Raw genomic sequence first — 19,566 nt, 5'->3', positions numbered from 1 at the left:
GGAATGTCGCTTCATGACTCCAGCCAACGACCGTCGAGCATCGCCGCGCTGCGCGAGGTCACGCAGCCTCCCGAGGTTCGACTGCGCGCCAACGCGGAGCACTGGACGGCGTCGCTCTACCTGCGCGACATCTCGCCCTACCTGACGTGGACGCTGCTCAAGACGTCGATCTCGGCGAACGGCGTCACGGGCCTGATGATCCTCGTGGGCTGGTCCACCGCCGCCGCGCTCCTCATCCCGGGCATCGGAGGCGCAGCTCTCGCGCTCGTGCTCGGCCAGCTGCAGATGCTCGTCGACTGCAGCGACGGGGAGGTCGCCCGTTGGCGCAACACCCGCTCCCCGGCAGGGGTGTTCCTTGACAAGGTCGGGCACTACACGACCGAGGCCCTCATCCCGATCGCGCTCGGCATCCGCGCCGCCGGCTACCCGTTCGACACCGGGGTGGACTACCTCTGGACGACCCTCGGCTTCGCGCTCGCACTCGTGATCGTGCTCAACAAGGCGCTCAACGACATGGTTCATGTTGCGCGCGCCAACGCCGGCCTTGCGCGGCTCGCCGACCGCAAGGGGGAGGCCGAACCGAGCCACCGGCTCGTGGCCAGGCTCCGTCGACTGGCCCGCTTCGTGCCGTTCCACCGCCTCTACCACTCGGTCGAGCTCACGATCATCGCCTTCGTCGCGGCGATCGCCGGACTGGCCGTCGGCAGCCCGCTCGTCGACCGGATTCTCATCGTCGCGCTGCTGGCCTTCGCGGTGCTCGCTCTCGTGGGCCACTTCGTGGCCATCATGGCGTCGAAGCGGGTGCGGTCCTGAGCGTGTCGGCCGGTGTGCCACTGGTTGGCGTGGTGGTGCTGACTCAGGGCACCCGTCCCGCCGACCTCGACCGGGGCATCCAGAGCATCCTCGCCCAGAAAGGCGTCGAGCTCGACGTCGTCGTCGTCGGAAACGGGTGGCAGCCGGTCGGTCTGCCGAGCGGCGTGCGGGCCGTGGCGCTCCCCGAGAACCTCGGGATACCCGCGGGGCGCAACCGCGGCGTCGAGCACGTTACAGGTGAGTACCTTTTCTTTCTCGACGACGACGCGAGCATCCCGAGCACCACATTCCTCAGCGACGCAATCGCGAAGCTCCGGCTCGAGCCCGACATCGGACTCCTCCAGCCGCGCGTCGTCGACCCGTCCGGGGCCACGAACCCCCGCCGCTGGGTTCCGCGCATCCGCAAGGGCGAGGCGACCGACTCCGGAAACGTCTTCTCGGTGTGGGAGGGGGCCGTGCTGCTTCCCCGCCCGGTATTCGACGCCACCGGCGGCTGGGCCGAGTCGTTCTTCTACGCCCACGAGGGCATCGAGCTGGCCTGGCGTGTCTGGGACCAGGGGCTGCGTGTCTGGTACGCCGGCGACCTCGTGGCCCATCATCCGGCGATCGAGCCGACCCGGCACGCGTATTACTACCGGTTGAACGCCCGCAACCGCGTCTGGCTCGCCCGCCGCAACCTCCCGTTGGTGTTCATCCCGCTGTACGTCGGGGCGTGGACCGGGGTGCAGCTCATTCGTTGGGCGCGCCGCCCTGCGGCGTTGAGGGCCTGGTTCGGTGGCTGGATGGCGGGCTGGCGGGAGCCGGCGGGGGAGCGGCGCCGTATCGGCTGGGTAACAGTGTGGCGAATGACGCGATCCGGCAGACCGCCGCTGATCTAATTGTCGTTTCGTCGAAATTCTGGAGTTGTCGCATGGCGTTGTTGAAGGACCTGAGAGCGGCGACGCGGCTCACGCAATCGCTCTTGCGGTCGCGGAAGACCCGGAAGGAGCTCGCCAGGAGACGACCGGAGTTCGTCGCCCCGGCGCCCGGGAGCATCCGCATCGCCGTGTATTTCGCCGACTCGGCGGTGAACATGTACCAGATCCGCCAGTGGTACGCGCCTCTCGCCGAGCTCGCGAAGACCTGGCCCGTGGCGATCATCTCACGGTCGCCCGGTACGGCACTCACGCTCCTCGCCGAGGCGCCCGTTCCCACGATGTACGTCCGTCAGGTCGTCGATCTCGAGTCGTTCATCGCCGACCAGGAACCGCACATCGTGTTCTACGTCAACCAGAACGCCAGAAACTTCCAGATGATGCGTTACGGGCGCATGTGGCACGTCTTCATCAACCATGGTGAGAGCGACAAGATGTACATGACGACGAACCAGTTCAAGGCATACGACTACGCCTTCGTCGCCGGCCAGGCCGCCCTCGACCGCCTGCGTCGCAAGCTGTGGGACTTCGATGTCACGCGCCGGGCGATCCCGATCGGCCGCCCGCAGGCAGACCATTTCGCCGGCGCCCTGCCCTATACCCCTGACGAGCGCATTGTCGTGCTCTACGCGCCGACCTGGGAAGGTGACCGGCTCGCCGCCGCCTACGGGTCCATCGCGAGCCACGGCGTCGCCACCGTCACGGCGCTGCTGGCGACCGGCCGCCACCGCGTCATCTACCGCCCGCACCCGCGCAGCGGAGTCGTCGACCCCGACTACAAGGCCGCGAACGAGGCGATCATCGCCGCGATCGCCGCCGCGAACCGCCGCGAGCCGGCGGCGCACCACGTGTTCGACGATGGCCCCATCCTCGGCTGGCAGCTCGTCGCGGCCGACATCGCGATCTGCGACATCTCGGCAATGGTCTACGACCGGCTCGCGACGGGCAAGCCGCTGCTCGTCACGCGCCCGGTCTCACCGGAGGCCGAGGTCGATCTGGACGGGTATCTCGGTGACGCCGATTGGCTCACCGCCCACGGCGCGGGCGGTGTCGTCGAGCTCATCGCGGTAGCGCTGGGCAGTGAGGAGTCCCGCCAGAGGCTCGAGCACTGGGTGACCCACCACTTCGGAGACACCTCGCCCGGTCGCGCGACGGCGCGGTTCCATGCGGCGGTCAGCCAGCTCATGGAGGAGTGGGACCGGCACGCTGTCGCTCACGCGGAGGATGCGGATTTGCGCGACGTCGGAGCGGACGACGGCGTCGAAGATGAGGAGCCGGGCCTCCCAGCGGGATGACGCTCAAGCTCATAGAGTGAATCCGTCACAGTTCTCGGGGGGATCGACGCGGTTATGACAGCCAGAGCTCGCAAGGTCAGGGCACGGCAGGGAGTGGGCTTTCCCGCGCCAGTGCTCAAGCAGTTGCCGATGGCAATCGCCTTCTCGATCGGACTCGTGATCGCACTGACCAATCCGGCGGTGTTTGTGTCAGACCTTTCCCTGATCGGCGTCGGCTCACTCATCATGGCCGGTGCGATCGCCGTCTCGATCGCGTTCGGGATGCTGGGGCGCGAGAGCACGTGGACCCTCATCGTTCCGGGCCTGTCCCTCGTCTCGATCGGCCTGTTCCGCGCGGGTACGCCTGCCGGCGTCGAAGCCCTCTTCGCGAGCCTGATCCTGCTGCCGGTTGTCTGGATCGCCGCGGAGGACGGCCGGCGATGGATCTTCGTCGCCGCGCTCGGCTCGGCCGCGTCGCTCATGCTGCCGTACGTCGTCTCGTGGGCGCCGCCCGAGGACGGCGTCGGCTGGGTCCGCGGCATCCTCGGTCCGGTCTCGATCGGTCTCGGCGCAACGGTCATCAACGAACTCTCCCGCCAAGGGCGGCTCCAGCTGGAATCGATCAGGGCGCTCGCGTCCGAACGGGCGCTCCTCTTGGCTGCGGCCGCCGAGAGCACCGAGCGGCTCCGCGAGAACGAGGCCCACCTGCTCGCAGCCGATCAGCTCACACGCAGCGTGCTCGACGCCGTCACCGAGCAGTCGGTCATCGGCACCGACCTCACCGGACGCATCGACGTCTGGAACCCCGGGGCCGCTTTCATGCTCGGCCTCGCCCCGAGCGAGACCCAGGGGCGCCGATCCATTTTCGAGTTCCACCTCCCGGACGAACTCGAGCGGAGGTCGAAAGAGCTCAACTACCCGCCGGGCGAGACCGTTTTGAACCCCGGGTTCTCGGCCCTGGTCGAGACGGCGCGACTCGGCCGCGCCGAGGTGCGCGAGTGGACCTATGTGCGCCACGACGGCTCGCGCCTTCCCGTGGAGGTGGCGGTGACACCGCGCGCCAATGCGGAGGGATCGACAATCGGCTACATCTTCGTCGGCACCGACCTCACCCGGGCTCTCGAGGTAGCGCGGCTCAAGGATGAGTTCATCGGTCTCGTCTCGCACGAGCTGCGCACCCCGCTCACGTCGATCCTCGGCTACCTCGAGCTGCTCCGGGACGACGACGTCGCACCGCTCGACGAGGACCAGCTGCAGTACCTCGGCATCGCTGAGCGGAATGCCCATCGACTGCTCAGGCTGGTTGGCGACCTGCTGTTCACAGCCCAGGTCGGATCGGGCAAGTTCCCCCTTTCCCTCTCGGATGTGCCCCTGAACGACGTCGTCTCCGGCACGATCGAATCCGCGAAGCCCGTCGCGGCGGCCGCCGGGGTCGAGCTGTTCGTCGATCTGCCCGACGTCTCGCCGCTCGTGCGCGGCGACACCATCCGCCTCGGGCAGGCGTGCGACAACCTCCTCTCGAACGCGATCAAGTTCACCCCGCGCGGAGGGTCGGTCACCGTCGGGCTCTCCGTGACCGGCCCGGATGCTGTCGTGACCGTGCGTGACACCGGCATGGGCATCCCCGCCGACGAACTCGACCAGCTCTACTCCCGGTTCTTCCGGGCGTCGACTGCGACGCGCAACGCCGTCGCCGGAGTCGGGCTAGGGCTCACCATCACGAAGGCGATCGTGATCGCGCACGGGGGCAACCTCGATGTCGAGAGCGAGGAGGGCGTCGGCACGAAGTTCAGCATGTCGCTGCCCGTCGCGACATAGTCCGTCTAGTCGTGCGTGGGCGAGTCCGGTTCGATGCGCGCGCGCAGCTTCATCCGGCGGCGGAGCGCCCGGAGCGGCAGCCGGGGCGAGTCGGTCTCGGCGCGCGGTTCTAGCTCGATCGGGAAGCTCGCCGGGGGTGGGCCGAACGCCTGCCGTGAGCTCGTGATGACCCGCTTGCCGAGAATGTGATTGCCGGTTCCGCCGATCACGGCGCCGATGCCAAACGGGATTGCCCGGCCCAGCACCGTGGCGCTCTGGGTCGCCGCGAAGCGGCGGATGAAGACGTGCTTGAGCCGGTCGGCGATCTTGCCAATCGATGACTGCGGCACCGTCCGTGTGACGAGGTCCCCCCAGAAGCGGTTCCGGTTCTGCCCCGATCCGGATGCCTGGCCCGCGAGTTGGCGCACGAGGTCCGACCCGGCGGTGCCGAGCATCATCGCCATCACGAGGGTGCGTGCCCGCTCGGGATCCTCCACCGCGATGCCGTGCACCTCGGTCACGGACTGGGCGAACAGGGCGCTCGTCTCGAGAAACCCCGCGGTCTCCACGCTGGAAAGCGCGAGCGAGATTCCGACCCCGACCCCGGGTATCACGGCGCTGGCCCCGACAGCGGCCCCGCCGCCGGTGACGGCGGTGAGGTAGCGGCGCTCGAGAATGCGGATGACCTTGTCGGGGGACGCGTCGGGATGGTGCTTTCGGATGCTTCGCACGTGAGCGAGCACGAGCGGGCGCTGCACCGACAGGAGCCGCTCGATCCCCTTCTCCATCTGGGCGGGAGGCCTGCGTTCGTCTTGTGTTGCGGTCATGGTTTCACCCCGTAATCGGCGTTGTAGCGGGCAAGGACATCCTGGATCGGCGCGTCGAGGACGAGCGCGCCCTTGTCGAGGTAGAGACCCCGCGTGCAGAAGCGCTTGAGGTCCCTCTCGTTGTGGGACACAAAGAATAGGGTGCGCCCGCCGGCGAGCAGCTCCTCGATGCGGCGATAGCACTTCTCGCGGAAGGCCTTGTCGCCGACCGCGAGAACCTCGTCGACGAGAATGACGGGCTCCTCGAGCCTGCTGATGACGGCGAACGCGATCCGCACCCGCATCCCGCTCGAGAGGTGCTTGTAGGGCGTATCGAGAAAGTCGCCGATCTCGGCGAACGCGATGATCTCGTCGAACCGCTCCTCGATCTCGGCCTTCTTCATGCCGTGCAGTCCGGCGGTGAGGAACACGTTATCCCGAACCGAGAGGTCGTCGACGAATCCTCCGGTGATCTCGATGAGCGGTGCGACACCGGCACCGACCCGGACAACGCCCTCGTCGGGCAGGATGACCTCCGCGACGAGCTTGAGGAGCGTGGACTTTCCCTGCCCGTTGCGGCCGACGACGCCGATCGCCTCACCGGGATGCACGCTGAAGCTCACTCGGCGAAGGGGCCAGAACTCGTCCGGCCGCCCACGGCGGTTGCGACCGGCAAACAGGTCTTTGAAGCTGCGGCGGGAACGACGGTTGCGCCTGAACCGGATGCCGGCGTCCGTCACCTCGATCACCGGGTGGCCGATCCGGGCCTCGAGCTTCTCGGTGAGTGTCATCAGATCTCCTTCAGCACGGCACGCTCGACCTTGGCGAAGACGACCAGGCCGATCGCGAGGAAGGCGAGCGACACCACACTGCCGATGCCGATGGCGTACCAGTCGAGTTGCTCGGGAAAGAACGCGGCCCGGTAGAGCGAGAAGATGCCGGCGAGCGGGTTGAAGGCCGCCCAGAAGTGCAGGCCGTCGGGAAGGTCGGACAGTCCGTAGATGATGGGGGAGGCGTAGAACAGGAACCGCAGCATGAGTTTCACCGCACGCTCGAGATCGCGGAAGAACACGACGAGGGGCGCGACGATGAGTCCGATGCCGACGAGCAGTACCGCCTGCAGCACGATCCCCAGGAGAACCCAGAAGGCCTCCCAGTGCAGCTGCGCACCCGTCGCGATGGCGAACACGGCGATCACGGGCAGGCTCGCAACGAACTCGATCCCCTTGGAGAGCACGAGCCTGTTCACCCAGATGGTGCGGGGGATCTTGGTCGAGCGGATGAGCTTCGCCTCGCGCAGGAACGCGCGCGTGGAATCGGCCACCGCGCCGTTGAACCACATCCACGGCAGCAGTGCGGTGAGCAGGAACACGATGTACGGCTGCTCGCCCACGGTTCGGTCGAAGACCTGGGTGAACACGAACCAGTAGATCGCCGCCATCACCAGCGGGTCGAGGATCGACCAGAAGTAGCCCAGCAGCGACGTCGAGTAGCGCACCCTCAGGTCGCGCTGGGTGAGCAGCCACAGCGACTGCCGATACCGCTGGAAGGGGGACCGGTGCGGTCGCGTGGCGAGAGCGGCAGTCACGTTCGCGGAATCCTCTACTCGGGAGACATTCCGCACTCCGGCGTCAGACGAAGAGGTTGGCCCTCTCGAGGTCCTCCGCGAAGTCGACCTCTACGGCGTAGAAGTCGGAGATGTCTATCGGCTCAAATCGTAGCTTGTCCTGCTCAATGGCCAACTCGATGCCGCGCTCGAAGTAGTCCTGGTCGCCGACCTTGCTGAGCTGGCGGATCAGGGCGGCCTTGTCGCCGCGAGAGACGTAGTTGATGCCGACGGCCTCGCCGAGCCCGGCCTTGACCGTCTTGGACAGTTCGCGGATGTACCCTTCGGCGTCAGTGGTGTACTTGACTTCCTCGTCAGAGACCTTCTCGCGGTTGACCGAGACGAAGGACTGGTCGCGGGCGACCATCTTCGCGGCCCGCACCAACGCGGCAGGGTCGAAGACGACGTCGCCGTTCATCCACAGCACCCCGCCGGGGCCTGAGGCCCGCAGTGCGCGCAGCAGGCTCTTGGAGGTGTTGGTCTGGTCGTACTGCTCGTTGTAGACGAACGACGCCTGCGGGAAAGCTTCGATGATGTGCTCGAGCTTGTAGCCGACAACGATGGTCACCTGGGCGCTGTTGCCGAAGGCGTGCTCGATGTTCTCGAACTGCTGCTGCATGATGGACCGGCCGTCGCTGAGTTGCGTCAGGGGCTTCGGGAGGGATCGGCCGAGTCGGCTACCCATTCCAGCGGCCAGAATAACTACCTGCGTGCTCACGATTTGTCTCCTCAGATTGGCTTTCGACGAGTCGGGAGAGCTCAGCGCGATGCGCTCTTTACCTGCTATTCATCTCGTGACTCGGATCTAGACACCTCGTTGTGCTGTGCCCAGCTTACCTGCAGGGGGCCTTTTTGGGCAGTAGGGATTTTGCGCGCCCCGGATTCGACGCGCAATTCGGGTTACGCACGCCCTCTCGGCAACGCGTTGATACGGTTGCACAATGGACTTCGAAACCGATTCTGATGCGGCTTCCGAAGCGGCCGCCGAGCCCATCACCGACCACGCGCGCACCGTCGACGAGCCTTCGGCGGAGCCGTCGACCGGGGCGGCGCAGACCCCAACCGGCCCTTCAGTCACCGCCGACGTCGAACCTGGCGTTGCCGCCACGAAGCCCGCAGCAGCGCGCAAGCCCACTGCGCCCCGCAAGCCGGCAGCGCCACGCAAACCGGCAGCGGCACGCAAACCAGGTGCGCCCCGCAAACCGGCCACGCCAGCGGACGGCCGTAGCGCCGATCAGGCCAAAGACCAGCGTGCGGAGCCGGTGGGCGACGCCGACGCGCCGGCGGTGAACCCCGCACCGAAGCCATCTCCGAAGCCGCCGGCTAAGCCACGCGCCCCCAGGGCGGCCCCGGTCGCCGGGGCGTCGGCCCCTGCGCCGCGCACGCCGGCTGCGCCACGGACCCCGGCCGCCGCGACAAAATCGATAGGCGCGACAAAGTCGACAGGCGCGACAAATCCGCCAGAAGAGTCGGTTGCGCCGACGACCCCGCCGACGATCGCGCCGGGCCCCATCGACCCTCCCGCTGCTTTCCGCCGCACGACCGCGCGAGCGGACGTTCGGCCGACCACCGCTCTACCCGCGGCGCAGCCGCAGGCCACGCCAGACGTCCTGCCCGTCAGCGCACCCGGCACAGCCCGCGCCCCGAAGACGACGACGGTCCACAAGAATCCCGCCGCGCGGCGCGAGAAGGTCCTCGTGATCGAGCAACTCCGCAAGAGCTTCGGGTCGGTCGCCGCCGTCGCCGGGATCGACCTCACGGTGCAGGCGGGCTCGATCTTCGGAATCGTCGGCCCCAATGGCGCGGGCAAGACCACGACGTTGTCGATGGTCACCGGACTGCTGCGACCCGACGCCGGACGCATCCTCGTGCACGGTGCCGATGTCTGGAGCGATCCCGTCGTGGCCAAGCGCAATATGGGAGTGCTGCCCGACAGGCTGCGCCTGTTTGATCGGCTCACGGGTGCCCAGCTGCTTCACTATTCCGGCGTGCTCAGAAAGCTCGATCGGGCGACTGTGCGAGCGCGCTCGGTCGACCTCGCCGCCGCCTTCGGGCTGGAGGACGCCCTGGACCGGCTTGTCACCGACTATTCGGCGGGGATGATGAAGAAGATCGCCCTCGCCGCTGCCATGATCCACTCGCCCCGCGTGCTCATCCTCGACGAGCCGTTCGAGGCGGTCGACCCGGTGTCGGCAGCGAATGTCATCGAGATCCTCCAGAAGTATGCGGAGGCCGGCGGCACCGTCGTGATGTCGAGCCACAGCATGGACCTGATCCAGCGCATCTGCGATTCGGTTGCGATCATCGTGCGCGGCGTGGTTCTCGCGAGCGGCACGATGGACGAGGTGCGAGCGGGGGCAACGCTCGAGGACCGCTTCGTCGAACTGGCCGGCGGTCGCAAGGCAGCGGAGGGCATGGAGTGGTTGCACAGTTTCTCGGACTGAAGCTCCGGCTGCTCGCCAATACGTTCAAGCGAAGCCCGTGGCAGATCGTCGGAATCTCCGTCGCGCTGCTCTACGGCCTCGCAACCTCCGCGTTCGTCGTTGCTACCCTCGTCGGGCTGCGATTCGCGGATGCCGATTTCGCGCGCAGCATCGTCGTGGTGTTCGGTTCCCTCGTCGTTCTCGGTTTTCTCGTCGTCCCACTCGTGTTCGGGGTCGACGACACCCTTGACCCCCGCAAGTTCGCCCTGTTCGGACTGCCGACGTCGCGACTTGCCGGCCTGCTCGCCCTCACGGCGCTGGTCGGCGTGCCGAGCGTGGTCATCACGGCGGTCGCCGTCGCCCAGATCGTGACGTGGAGCAGGGGACCGTTCCCGGTGGTCCTTGCACTGGTCGGCGCCGTCGTCATCGTCGTGACGTGCGTTCTCGGCGCGCGGGTCAGCACCTCGCTCGCGGCCTTCCTGCTCGCCACACGCCGCGCGCGCGAGATCAGTGGGCTGGTCGCCTTGATGGCTCTTGTCGCGCTGACGCCGACGATCGCGGTGCTCGCCGGGATCGATTGGGCCGGCGAGGGCATCGCCGCGCTCGGCGGGATCGCGGATGTGCTCGGCTGGACACCGCTCGGCGCGGCCTGGGCGGCGCCCGCCGACGCGGCCACCGGCGCCTCGGACGCCGCCGTGCAGAAGCTCATGATCGCGATCGCCAGCGCCGGGCTGCTCTGGCTCGCCTGGCGGGCCCTCGTCGGAGCGATGCTCGTCACTCCCCACCGTGAGGCACGCGTGCGGGCCTACACGGGGCTTGGCTGGTTCGATCGCCTGCCGGCGACCCCGCTCGGAGCCATCGCCGCTCGCAGCTTCACCTACTGGGTGCGCGACGCGAGATACCGGGTGCAATTGGTCATCGTGCCGATCGTGCCGATGCTCATGATCGTGGTGTTCCTGATCAGCGGGGTGTACTGGCAAAATCTCGCCGTGCTCCCGCTGCCGGTCATGTGTCTCTTCCTCGGCTGGTCACTTCACAACGACGTCGCCTACGACAACACCGCCGTCTGGCTCCATGTCGCCTCCAACACCTCGGGTGCCGCGGACCGCCTGGGGCGCGTCGTTCCCGTTCTCGTGCTGGGCACAGTGCTCATCGCCGTCGGCGCCCCGATCTCGGCCATGTTCTACCCGGATCCCAGCGTGCTCGCCTCGCTCATCGGCGTTTCGGCCTGCATCCTGTTGGCCGGCCTCGGCCTGTCGAGCCTGTTGTCGGCCCGATTCCCATACCCGTCGGTGCAGCCGGGGGACAGCCCGTTCTCCCAACCGCAGTCGACAGGCGGCGCGGCAGCACTCATCCAGGCCGCCGCCTTCATCGCCACGGTCGCCCTCACGCTTCCCGCACTGGGCTTCGGGCTGCTCGGTCTCACCGACGGCGGCGACCTGCCGCTCTACTCGCTGCTGTCCGGACTCGGCGTCGGGGCGGCCACCCTCGCGCTCGGAGTCTGGTTCGGCGGTCGAATCTTCGACCGCCGCGGACCGGAGCTGCTCGCGTTCACCATGCGCAACTGACCGCTCGCACGTACGATTGGGTCATGGCCAACGACACTCAAGAAGGCGGCGGCGGCACGTCGACCCTCGACCGCGAACTCGAAGAGCTGCTCAATCAGGAGCAGCTGGAGGAGGGCGACCACGAGCGCTTCTCCCACTACGTGCAGAAGGACAAGATCATGAAGTCCGCGCTGAGCGGCAAGCCGGTGATCGCCCTGTGCGGCAAGGTCTGGCTACCCGGGCGCGATCCGGAGAAGTTCCCTGTCTGCCCCACCTGCAAAGAGATCTACGAGAAGCTCAAGAAATAGGCGGAACGGGCGCGGTTCCCGCCCGGGCGGTCTGCCGCCGCAGCGCGTTTCTGAACCACCCGGCCTCGGGAAGCCGGGCCAGCAGGGGTCCGCAGACGACGGTGATGAGGACGTAGGCGGTGGCCAGCGGAGCCAGCCGGGGCTCGACTCCCGCGCCAACCGCGAGCCCGGCGATCACGATTGAGAACTCGCCGCGCGGTGTGAGGGTCAGGCCCGTTCTCCAGCGGGCCGGGATTCCCAAGCCGGCGCTGGCGGCGGCCCGGTAGCCCGTGAACGTCTTGGTGACCATGGTGATCACCGCGAGGATGCTGGCCGGCAGCAGCACCTCGAGAATGTCCGCGGGGTTGGTCGCCAGCCCGAAGAAGACGAAGAACACCGCCGCGAACAGGTCGCGCAGCGGGGACAGCAGGGGCTGGGCGTTGTGGGCGACCCGACCGGACAGGGCGATGCCGACCAGGAACGCTCCGACCGCGGCCGACACGTTGACCTGCTGTGCGAGTCCGGCCACGAGCATGGTGAGGCCGAGCACTCCGAGAAGCAGGGACTCCGGGTGGTTCGGCGCGAAGATCGCCGAGATCAGCCGGCCGTGGCGCAGCGCGACGTAGAGGATGACGAGCACGACGAGAACCGCGACGACGAGTGCAGTGGCTCCCGCGGCGATGCCGGCACCGAGCACCAGTGCCGAGAGCACCGGAAGGTAGAACGCCATCGCGAGGTCCTCGAGCACGAGGATCGACAAGATCGTGGGCGTCTCGCGGTTTCCGAGTCGCTTGAGGTCACGCAGCACCTTGGCGATCACGCCCGAGGAGGAGATCCAGGTGATCCCGGCGAGGGCGACCGCGGCGACGGGCCCCCACCCGAGCACGAGGGCGAACAGTGCGCCGGGCAGGGCATTGAAGAGTGCGTCGACGAGCCCGGCAGTGCGGGACTTCGTGAGGCTCGTGACGAGCTCACTTGCGGTGTATTCCAGTCCGAGCATGAGTAGGAGCAGGATCACCCCGATTTCGCTGCCGATCTCGAAGAACTCAGTTCCGCCCGACAGGGGGAGTATCCCCCCGTCGCCGAACGCGAGCCCAGCGACCAGGTAGAACGGAATCGGTGAGACCCCGATCCGGTCGGCGAAGCGCGACAGGAGGCCGAGTCCGAGCAACAGCGCTCCTACCTCTACGAGCAGGATGGTCGACTCGGACACGGCGCTGCTAGCTGGGGCCGGTGGAGAGCAGTCGGGCGAGCGCGTCGAGTCCCGAGCGGGTGCCGACGGCGATGATCGTGTCGCCGGCCCGGATCGGGGTGTCGGGCGTCGGGGACGGGATGACCTCCGTGCCGCGGACGATGGCGACGATGGAGGTGCTCGTTCGGGTGCGCGCCTTAGTGTCGCCGAGCACTCCGCCGACGTAGGGCGAGGTCGGTGCGAGCACGAGCTGCTCCGTGGCGAGCCCAGCGGCCTGCTCTCGGATGCCGATGAGCTGGCCCAGCATGACGGAGGCTCCGAGAACGTCCGCGAGGGCGGAGGCTTCGCCGTCGCTCAGCTCGATCGAGTCGGTCGCGGCATCCGGGTCATCGACGTCGAAGACGGCCAGCTCGCGCTTGCCCGACCGGTGTGAGACAACGCCGATTCGTCGGCCCGCCTCGGTGATCACGTCATGCCGGGTGCCGATCCCGGGCAGTTCGACCTTCTCGATGCGTACGCTCACGCTCGCCACCCTAACAGCGGGGCCGGGCTCTCAGGCCTCGACGTAGACGGTCGGGATCGCGGGCTCACCGCGGCTCAGTCGCAGCGCATCGGCGGGAAGCTCGGCGACGGCCGCCGCCCGATGGTCCCGGGCGAGAAGCGTTCCGGCTGCGCCGCGATAGCGCTCGTCCGGCACCCCCGCCGTCATGAGGCGCACGTGCAACGGCCGGGCGCCGGGCGCCGGCCCGGCGCCCTCGCCGACATGGATGGTCTCGGAGGTCGCGATGCCGCCATTGAGCTCCCGGACGGGCAGCTTGCGTCCGCCCACGGTCGCCTTCGCGGCGGACTTCTTGGCGACCGACACCCACGCTCCCGAGCCGTCCCGCCGAGCGACGAGCTTGTAGACGAATCCGGCGGCCGGGTGTCCCGACCCGGTCACGACCGAGGTGCCGACCCCGTAGGAGTCGACCGGTGCGGCGCGGAGCGCCGCGATCGTGTACTCGTCGAGGTCGTTGGTCACGGTGATCTTGGTCGTCGGCGCGCCGAGTCCGTCGAGCTGCTTGCGCACCGTCGCGACCTGCTCGGGCAGGTCGCCACTGTCGATGCGCACCGCGCCGAGAGAGGGGCCCGCCACCTTGACCGCGAGATCGACCGCCTCCTTCACGTCGTACGTGTCGACGAGCAGTGTCGTGGAGGGGCCGAGGGCGTCGACCTGGGCTCGGAAGGCCTGCTCCTCGGTATCGTGCAGGAGGGTGAACGCGTGCGCCGCCGTCCCCATCGTGGGAATGCCCCAGGTGCGCCCGGCCTCGAGGTTGCTCGTCGCCCCGAACCCGGCGATGAACGCGGCGCGCGCTGCGGCGACCCCGCTGCGCTCGCTCGCCCGGCGAGACCCCATCTCGGCGATCGGCCTCCCGTTGGCGACGCCCACCATCCGGGCGGCGGCGCTCGCGACCGCGCTGTCGTAGTTGAGCACGCTAAGGGTGAGGGTCTCGAGCACGACGGCCTCCGCGAAGCTGCCCTGCACGACCAGGAGCGGGGAGTTCGGGAAGTAGGCCTCGCCCTCCCGGTATCCCCAGATGTCACCGCTGAAGCGGTAGTCGGCCAGCCAGTCGAGCGTCGGTGCGGTGACGACTCGGCTGTCGCGCAGCCAGGTGAGCTCGGCGTCGCCGAACCGGAAGTCGGCGATGAGGTCGAGCAGCCGCCCGGTTCCCGCGTTGATCCCGTACCGCCGGCCATCCGGCAGACGGCGCGCGAATACCTCGAACGCGCATTCGCGGTCGTGGGTGCCCGCCCTGATGGCGGCGTCGATCATCGTGAGTTCGTAGCGATCGGTCAGCAGCGCGGTCGTCATGGTCTCGAGCCTAGGCCGCGTGCAGCTTCGGCGTGATCTGGGCAGCTAGCATTCCCAGCACGGGAGGTGGGTGGCATGGAGCGTGTTCGCTGGATTCTCGCTGGCCAGCTGGGTGAGCAGTTCGACGACGGCGGGCGGATGCTGCTCGTCGAGGCGCGTTCGGTGTTTGAGCGGGGGCCCATCCACCGCGCGAAGGCCCACCTGATCCTGTCGGCCATCCGGCACCGCGCGGCGGAGCTCGGCGACAGGGTGGAGTTCCACCAGGTGCACCGGTACCGCGATGCGGTCGCTGGCCGCGACGACCTGGAGGTCATCGATCCCACCTCATACCGGGCGCGGGCGTTGGTCCGGGAGGTCGGGGCCCAGGTCCTCCCGAGCCGTGGCTTCGTCACGAGCGAGGCGGAGTTCGCCGCCTGGGCCGACCGGCGCGGCGCCAAACGGCTGCTGCTCGAGGACTTCTATCGCGCGATGCGGCAACGCACGGGCATCCTCATGGACGGGGACACCCCAGCCGGCGGCCAATGGAACTATGACCACGACAACAGGCAGCGGCCGCCGAAGAATGCGGTGACGCTCGGACTTCCCGAGCCGCGCTGGCCTGAGGAGGACGAGATCGACGCCGAGGTGCGCGCCGACCTCGACCGGTGGCAGGCTGAGGGCCGCGTGCGACTGGTCGGCGCCGACGGCCCGCGCCGATTTGCGGCGACCGCTGCCGAGGCGAAGGCGGTGCTCGCCGACTTCGTCGAGAGCAGGCTGGGAGATTTCGGACCCTTCGAGGATGCGACGCTCACGGGCGACTGGACGATGGCGCACTCACTGCTGAGCGCGCCCCTGAATTTGGGCCTCATCGACCCGGTCGAGGTGATTGACACGGTGGTGGCGGAGTTCCGGGCGGGCCGTGCACCGATCGCCAGCGTCGAGGGCGTCGTGCGGCAGATCGCCGGCTGGCGTGACTGGGTATGGCACCTCTACTGGCGGCTGGGCGAGGACTACACCAACTCCCACAACGCGCTCGGCGCGCACGAGCCGCTTCCGGCGGCCCTGCTCGAACTCGACGCCGATCGGATCGAGGCCAACTGCCTGAGCCAGTCGATCCGCGGCGTGGCCGAGCACGGATGGGCCCATCACATCCAACGGCTCATGATCATCGGCAACCATGCACTTCAGCGCGGCTACGAGCCCAGACAACTCAACGACTGGTTCGTCAGCATGTTCGTCGACGGCACGCCGTGGGTCATGCCCGCGAACGTGATCGGAATGTCCCAGCACGCCGACGGCGGCATCGTCGCGACGAAGCCGTACGCGGCCGGCGGCGCCTACATCTCCACGATGACGGACTACTGCGGCGGCTGCCGTTTCAACCCCAAGGTCAGGCTCGGGCCCGACGCGTGCCCGTTCACGGCCGGCTACTGGGCGTTCCTCGACCGGGTCGAACCGGTGCTGCGCGGTAATCACCGCATGGCCCAGCCCCTCGCCGGGCTGCGCCGGCTCGCGGACAGGGAGGCCGTCGTCGACCAGGAATCTCGCCGGGACACTCTCTAGCGCGACAGCGGTCCCGCCCGCACGTCGGTAAACTCGACTTCCGTGAGCGACGCGCCGATAGGAATCTTCGACTCCGGGGTGGGTGGGCTCACCGTCGCGAGGGCGATCATCGACCAATTGCCGAACGAGTCGGTGCTCTATGTCGGCGACACGGCGCACTCACCTTACGGTCCGAAGCCGATCGCGCAGGTGCGCGAATACACCCTCGCGGTGCTGGACGACCTCGTCGCCCAGGGTGTGAAGATGCTCGTGATCGCCTGCAACACCGCGTCGGCAGCGATGCTCCGCGACGCCCGCGAGCGGTACACACAGGGCCTTGGCATCCCCGTCGTCGAGGTCATCCAGCCGGCCGTGCGTGCCGCCGTGCGGCAGACCCGCAACTCCCGGGTGGGGGTGATCGGCACGGCGGGCACGGTGTCCTCCCGCGCCTACGAGGACGCGTTCGCCGCGGCACCGCACCTGGAACTGTTCACGCGCGCCTGTCCCCGCTTCGTCGAGTTCGTCGAGGCCGGCGTGACGAGCGGCGACGAGCTGTTCGCTGTCGCAGGCGGCTACCTCGCCCCGCTCAAGGCCGCCCGAATCGACACGCTCGTGCTCGGCTGCACCCACTATCCGCTGATGTCGGCGGCAATCCAGTACGTCATGGGCGACGGTGTCACCCTCGTCTCGAGCGCGGAGGAGACGGCGTTCGACGTCTATCGCACGCTCGTCAAGCACGGCCTCGAACGCTCTGCCGGCGCGAAGCCGATCTATCGGTTCGAGGCAACCGGCGACAGCCAGTCCGAATTCATGTCCCTCGCCAGGCGGTTCCTCGGACCAGAGGTCCAGAACGTCGAACTGGTCGAGACTGGAGTCATCCACCTACCTGAAAGGCAACAATGACCAACGCCCTCCCCATCATCGCCCCCCGCAAGGACGGCCGCGCGAGCGACGAGCTGCGCGCCGTCACGATCGAGCGAGGCTGGAGCGAGCAGGCCGAGGGCTCGGCGCTCATTTCGTTCGGACGAACCAAGGTGCTCTGCACCGCGTCGTTCACGAACGGCGTTCCCCGCTGGATGGCAGGCAAGGGCAAGGGCTGGGTCACCGCCGAGTACGCCATGCTGCCCCGCTCGACGAACGACCGCATGGACCGCGAGTCGGTCAAGGGCCGCATCGGCGGGCGCACGCACGAGATCTCCCGCCTCATCGGCCGCTCGCTGCGCGCCGTCGTCGACATGAAGTCGCTGGGCGAGAACACGATCGTCATCGACTGTGACGTGCTGCAGGCCGATGGCGGCACGCGCACCGCGGCCATCACGGGGGCGTACGTCGCGCTCGCCGACGCTCTCGAGTGGGGACGCAGCAAGCGGTTCATCGGTCAGAATGCGAAGCCGCTGATCGACAGCGTCGCCGCGGTCTCGGTCGGGATCGTCGGGGGAGTGCCCATGCTCGACCTCGCCTACACCGAGGACGTGCGCGCGGACACTGACATGAACGTCGTCGTCACCGGCCGCGGGCTGTTCGTCGAGGTGCAGGGCACCGCCGAGGCCGCCCCGTTCGACCGGCGCGAGCTCGACGCTCTGCTCGACCTCGCGGTCGGCGGCACCTCCACCCTCACCGAGCTGCAGCTCGCGAGCCTGAGGGGCTGAGCGTGAGACTCGTGCTCGCGACCCACAACGCACACAAGGTCGAGGAGCTGCGCCGCATCCTCGGTCCACAGCTCGAGGGCATCGAACTCATCGGCTACGACGGCCCGGAGCCGGTTGAAGACGGCGACACGTTCGCCGAGAACGCCTTGATCAAGGCCCGCGCCGCGGCACTGCACACAGGTCTTCCCGCTATTGCCGACGACTCGGGCATCTGCGTCGACGCGCTCGGCGGAGCCCCTGGCATCCACTCCGCCCGGTACGCGGGCACCCGTGACGACGGAGACAACCGCCGAATGCTGCTCGAGAACCTCGCCGAAGAGTCGTCGCGCAGCGCGCACTTCGAGTGCGCAGCCGCCCTCGTCGTTCCACCGGCGGTCGGCTCGGTCGGCCCCGACGGCCCGCCGGAACTCGCCGCCAGCTTCGAGCACGTAGAGACGGGAATCTGGCCCGGTACGGTGCTGCGCGAGGAGGTCGGAACCCACGGCTTCGGTTACGACCCGATCTTCTCGCCGGTCGGCTACTCGGTCTCGTCCGCCGAGCTGACCCCGGACGAGAAGAACGCGATCAGCCATCGGGCGATCGCCTTCGAGCGCCTCATCGTGGTGGTGCGGGAGCAGCTGCTCGGCTAGAGTTTCGGGATGCCGAAAACAGAACTAGTGGACGACCGAAAAAGCCTGAGGGGCGTCCTCCTGCTCGGACCGGCGTTCGTCGCCGCGATCGCCTATGTGGATCCCGGCAACGTTGCGGCGAACCTCACGGGCGGTGCGCGCTACGGCTACCTCCTGGTCTGGGTGATCGTGACTGCGAACGTCATGGCCGCGGTCGTGCAGTACCAATCCGCGAAGCTCGGAATCGTGACCGGCCGCACACTCCCGCAGCTACTCGGCCAGCGCCTGGGCACCCGCTCCCGTCGCGCCTTCTGGGTGCAGGCGGAGCTCATCGCGGTGGCCACCGACCTGGCGGAGGTGATCGGCGGTGCCATCGCCCTCTACCTGCTGTTCGACATTCCGCTGTTCCTCGGTGGGCTCATCGTCGGAATCGTGTCGATGGTGTTGCTCGCGACCCAGAACCGCTACGGCCAGCGCCCGTTCGAGTCCATCATCATCGGCCTGCTCGCGATCATCGGGATCGGATTCCTCGCTGGACTCGTGGTGAACCCACCGGACGCCGGGGGCATCGTGTCCGGGCTGGTGCCACGCTTCGAGGGGACGGACTCCGTGCTCCTCGCCGCGAGCATGCTCGGCGCGACGGTCATGCCGCACGCGATCTACGTGCACTCCGCGCTCGCCCGGGACCGCCACGGCCACGCGACGAGCGTGCCGGCGCGCATCCGCATCCTCCGCGCCACCCGCTGGGATGTCGGCCTCGCGCTCGGGATCGCCGGGATCGTCAACCTCGGGATGCTGCTGCTCGCCGCCGCCAACCTGCAGGGCGCCCGGGGGACCGACACGATCGAGGGCGCGCATGCGGCCATCGCGGGGGCACTCGGGCCCGGGATCGCGCTCGTGTTCGCTGTCGGGCTGCTGGCCTCGGGCCTCGCGTCGACTTCCGTGGGGTCGTACGCGGGTGCCACGATCATGGAGGGCCTGCTGCACAAGCGGATCCCGCTCCTGGTGCGCCGATTCGTCACGCTGATCCCCGCGCTCGCTCTGCTCGGCGCGGGTGTCGACCCGACCGGGGCGCTCGTCGTCAGCCAAGTGGTGCTGAGCTTCGGCATTCCCTTCGCGCTCATCCCGCTACTGCGGCTCACCAACGATCGTGCGCTCATGCACGAGCAGGTCAACGGAGCCCCCGTGCGGTGGGTGCTGGGTATCATCGTCCTGCTGGTCGTGTCGCTCAATGTCGCGCTCATCTTCCTGACCATTTTCAGCGGATAGGACGAACA

At 68.3% G+C, this 19,566-nt stretch carries 19 protein-coding genes; 12 read left to right on the top strand and 7 right to left on the bottom strand.

The annotated features are described in order from the left end of the window. Positions 1–3: 3 nt before the first annotated feature. From ABIB15_RS06380 to ABIB15_RS06365, 4 genes are all read left to right on the top strand, one after another. Complete coding sequence (locus ABIB15_RS06380; RefSeq protein ID WP_354476162.1) at positions 4–813, top strand: CDP-alcohol phosphatidyltransferase family protein; 810 nt, start codon at positions 4–6, stop codon at positions 811–813. 2 nt (positions 814–815) lie between these two features. Further along, on the top strand, positions 816–1,691 hold the full coding sequence (locus tag ABIB15_RS06375; RefSeq protein ID WP_354476161.1) for a glycosyltransferase family 2 protein: 876 nt from the start codon (positions 816–818) through the stop codon (positions 1,689–1,691). A gap of 32 nt (positions 1,692–1,723) precedes the next feature. After that, positions 1,724–3,022, top strand: a complete 1,299-nt coding sequence (locus ABIB15_RS06370) for a CDP-glycerol glycerophosphotransferase family protein (protein ID WP_354476160.1) — start codon at positions 1,724–1,726, stop codon at positions 3,020–3,022. Between the two features lie 129 nt (positions 3,023–3,151). Further along, a complete protein-coding gene (locus ABIB15_RS06365) occupies positions 3,152–4,819 on the top strand; it encodes a PAS domain-containing sensor histidine kinase (RefSeq protein WP_354476159.1) in 1,668 nt (555 codons plus the stop codon). A gap of 5 nt (positions 4,820–4,824) precedes the next feature. On the opposite strand, the gene ABIB15_RS06360 is transcribed toward ABIB15_RS06365, so the two are convergent. The 4 genes from ABIB15_RS06360 to ABIB15_RS06345 are packed head-to-tail and all read right to left on the bottom strand — an operon-like array spanning position 4,825 to position 7,928. Further along, entirely contained in the window at positions 4,825–5,625 is an 801-nt protein-coding gene (locus tag ABIB15_RS06360; protein WP_354476158.1) for a hypothetical protein, read from the bottom strand. Further along, the gene (locus tag ABIB15_RS06355; RefSeq protein ID WP_354476157.1) at positions 5,622–6,395 is read right to left on the bottom strand and encodes an ABC transporter ATP-binding protein; all 774 of its coding nucleotides are present in this window, start codon (positions 6,393–6,395) and stop codon (positions 5,622–5,624) included. Before ABIB15_RS06355 ends, ABIB15_RS06360 begins: the two co-directional genes overlap by 4 nt. Next, positions 6,395–7,192, bottom strand: coding sequence for an ABC transporter permease (locus tag ABIB15_RS06350; protein ID WP_354476156.1), 798 nt, complete (start codon positions 7,190–7,192; stop codon positions 6,395–6,397). The genes ABIB15_RS06355 and ABIB15_RS06350 overlap by 1 nt, the downstream gene beginning before the upstream one ends. Before the next feature lie 43 nt (positions 7,193–7,235). Then, the gene (locus ABIB15_RS06345; protein ID WP_354476155.1) at positions 7,236–7,928 is read right to left on the bottom strand and encodes a phosphocholine cytidylyltransferase family protein; all 693 of its coding nucleotides are present in this window, start codon (positions 7,926–7,928) and stop codon (positions 7,236–7,238) included. A 223-nt stretch (positions 7,929–8,151) separates the two neighbouring features. Here ABIB15_RS06345 and ABIB15_RS06340 point away from each other — a divergent pair, with 223 nt between their 5' ends. From ABIB15_RS06340 to ABIB15_RS06330, 3 genes are read left to right on the top strand one after another with little or no spacing between them, the layout of a single operon-like run. Continuing rightward, positions 8,152–9,654, top strand: a complete 1,503-nt coding sequence (locus ABIB15_RS06340) for an ABC transporter ATP-binding protein (protein ID WP_354476154.1) — start codon at positions 8,152–8,154, stop codon at positions 9,652–9,654. Next, positions 9,630–11,201, top strand: a complete 1,572-nt coding sequence (locus ABIB15_RS06335) for an ABC transporter permease (protein WP_354476153.1) — start codon at positions 9,630–9,632, stop codon at positions 11,199–11,201. The genes ABIB15_RS06340 and ABIB15_RS06335 overlap by 25 nt, the downstream gene beginning before the upstream one ends. 23 nt (positions 11,202–11,224) lie before the next feature. Further along, positions 11,225–11,488 (top strand): DUF3039 domain-containing protein, encoded by a 264-nt coding sequence (locus tag ABIB15_RS06330; RefSeq protein ID WP_354476152.1) that lies wholly within the window; start codon positions 11,225–11,227, stop codon positions 11,486–11,488. Here ABIB15_RS06330 and ABIB15_RS06325 read toward each other — a convergent pair. From ABIB15_RS06325 to ABIB15_RS06315, 3 genes are read right to left on the bottom strand one after another with little or no spacing between them, the layout of a single operon-like run. Beyond that, on the bottom strand, positions 11,478–12,680 hold the full coding sequence (locus ABIB15_RS06325) for a cation:proton antiporter (protein WP_354476151.1): 1,203 nt from the start codon (positions 12,678–12,680) through the stop codon (positions 11,478–11,480). The genes ABIB15_RS06330 and ABIB15_RS06325 overlap by 11 nt on opposite strands. Before the next feature lie 7 nt (positions 12,681–12,687). Further along, positions 12,688–13,182, bottom strand: coding sequence for a cation:proton antiporter regulatory subunit (locus ABIB15_RS06320; RefSeq protein ID WP_354476150.1), 495 nt, complete (start codon positions 13,180–13,182; stop codon positions 12,688–12,690). A 30-nt stretch (positions 13,183–13,212) separates the two neighbouring features. Next, a complete protein-coding gene (locus ABIB15_RS06315) occupies positions 13,213–14,511 on the bottom strand; it encodes a nicotinate phosphoribosyltransferase (protein WP_502908914.1) in 1,299 nt (432 codons plus the stop codon). A 75-nt stretch (positions 14,512–14,586) separates the two neighbouring features. On the opposite strand from ABIB15_RS06315, the gene ABIB15_RS06310 reads away from it, so the two are divergent. The 5 genes from ABIB15_RS06310 to ABIB15_RS06290 are packed head-to-tail and all read left to right on the top strand — an operon-like array spanning position 14,587 to position 19,558. After that, a complete protein-coding gene (locus tag ABIB15_RS06310; protein WP_354476149.1) occupies positions 14,587–16,053 on the top strand; it encodes a cryptochrome/photolyase family protein in 1,467 nt (488 codons plus the stop codon). 42 nt (positions 16,054–16,095) lie between these two features. Then, positions 16,096–16,935, top strand: coding sequence for a glutamate racemase (gene murI, locus ABIB15_RS06305; protein WP_354476148.1), 840 nt, complete (start codon positions 16,096–16,098; stop codon positions 16,933–16,935). Then, entirely contained in the window at positions 16,932–17,681 is a 750-nt protein-coding gene (gene rph / locus ABIB15_RS06300) for a ribonuclease PH (RefSeq protein WP_354476147.1), read from the top strand. Before murI ends, rph begins: the two co-directional genes overlap by 4 nt. Positions 17,682–17,683: 2 nt before the next feature. Next, positions 17,684–18,310 carry an RdgB/HAM1 family non-canonical purine NTP pyrophosphatase gene (gene rdgB / locus ABIB15_RS06295; RefSeq protein ID WP_354476146.1) on the top strand — a complete coding sequence of 209 codons (627 nt, stop codon included), beginning with the start codon at positions 17,684–17,686 and terminating at the stop codon, positions 18,308–18,310. Positions 18,311–18,319: 9 nt separating this feature from the next. Continuing rightward, entirely contained in the window at positions 18,320–19,558 is a 1,239-nt protein-coding gene (locus ABIB15_RS06290; RefSeq protein WP_354476145.1) for an Nramp family divalent metal transporter, read from the top strand. Positions 19,559–19,566: the final 8 nt, after the last annotated feature.

The organism is Marisediminicola sp. UYEF4 (assembly GCF_040546025.1).
Classification (GTDB): domain Bacteria; phylum Actinomycetota; class Actinomycetes; order Actinomycetales; family Microbacteriaceae; genus Marisediminicola.
This window is presented reverse-complemented; position numbering and strand designations above follow the sequence as displayed.

Excerpts from the sequence above, each read along its gene's own strand:
- ABIB15_RS06380 (WP_354476162.1), top strand. The coding sequence starts at position 4 with ATGTCGCTTCATGACTCCAGCCAACGACCGTCGAGCATCGCCGCGCTG.
- ABIB15_RS06370 (WP_354476160.1), top strand. The coding sequence starts at position 1,724 with ATGGCGTTGTTGAAGGACCTGAGAGCGGCGACGCGGCTCACGCAATCG.
- ABIB15_RS06365 (WP_354476159.1), top strand. The coding sequence starts at position 3,152 with ATGGCAATCGCCTTCTCGATCGGACTCGTGATCGCACTGACCAATCCG.
- ABIB15_RS06360 (WP_354476158.1), bottom strand. The coding sequence starts at position 5,625 with ATGACCGCAACACAAGACGAACGCAGGCCTCCCGCCCAGATGGAGAAG.
- ABIB15_RS06355 (WP_354476157.1), bottom strand. The coding sequence starts at position 6,395 with ATGACACTCACCGAGAAGCTCGAGGCCCGGATCGGCCACCCGGTGATC.
- ABIB15_RS06340 (WP_354476154.1), top strand. The coding sequence starts at position 8,152 with ATGGACTTCGAAACCGATTCTGATGCGGCTTCCGAAGCGGCCGCCGAG.
- ABIB15_RS06330 (WP_354476152.1), top strand. The coding sequence starts at position 11,225 with ATGGCCAACGACACTCAAGAAGGCGGCGGCGGCACGTCGACCCTCGAC.
- ABIB15_RS06315 (WP_502908914.1), bottom strand. The coding sequence starts at position 14,511 with ATGACGACCGCGCTGCTGACCGATCGCTACGAACTCACGATGATCGAC.
- ABIB15_RS06310 (WP_354476149.1), top strand. The coding sequence starts at position 14,587 with ATGGAGCGTGTTCGCTGGATTCTCGCTGGCCAGCTGGGTGAGCAGTTC.
- rph (WP_354476147.1), top strand. The coding sequence starts at position 16,932 with ATGACCAACGCCCTCCCCATCATCGCCCCCCGCAAGGACGGCCGCGCG.
- ABIB15_RS06290 (WP_354476145.1), top strand. The coding sequence starts at position 18,320 with ATGCCGAAAACAGAACTAGTGGACGACCGAAAAAGCCTGAGGGGCGTC.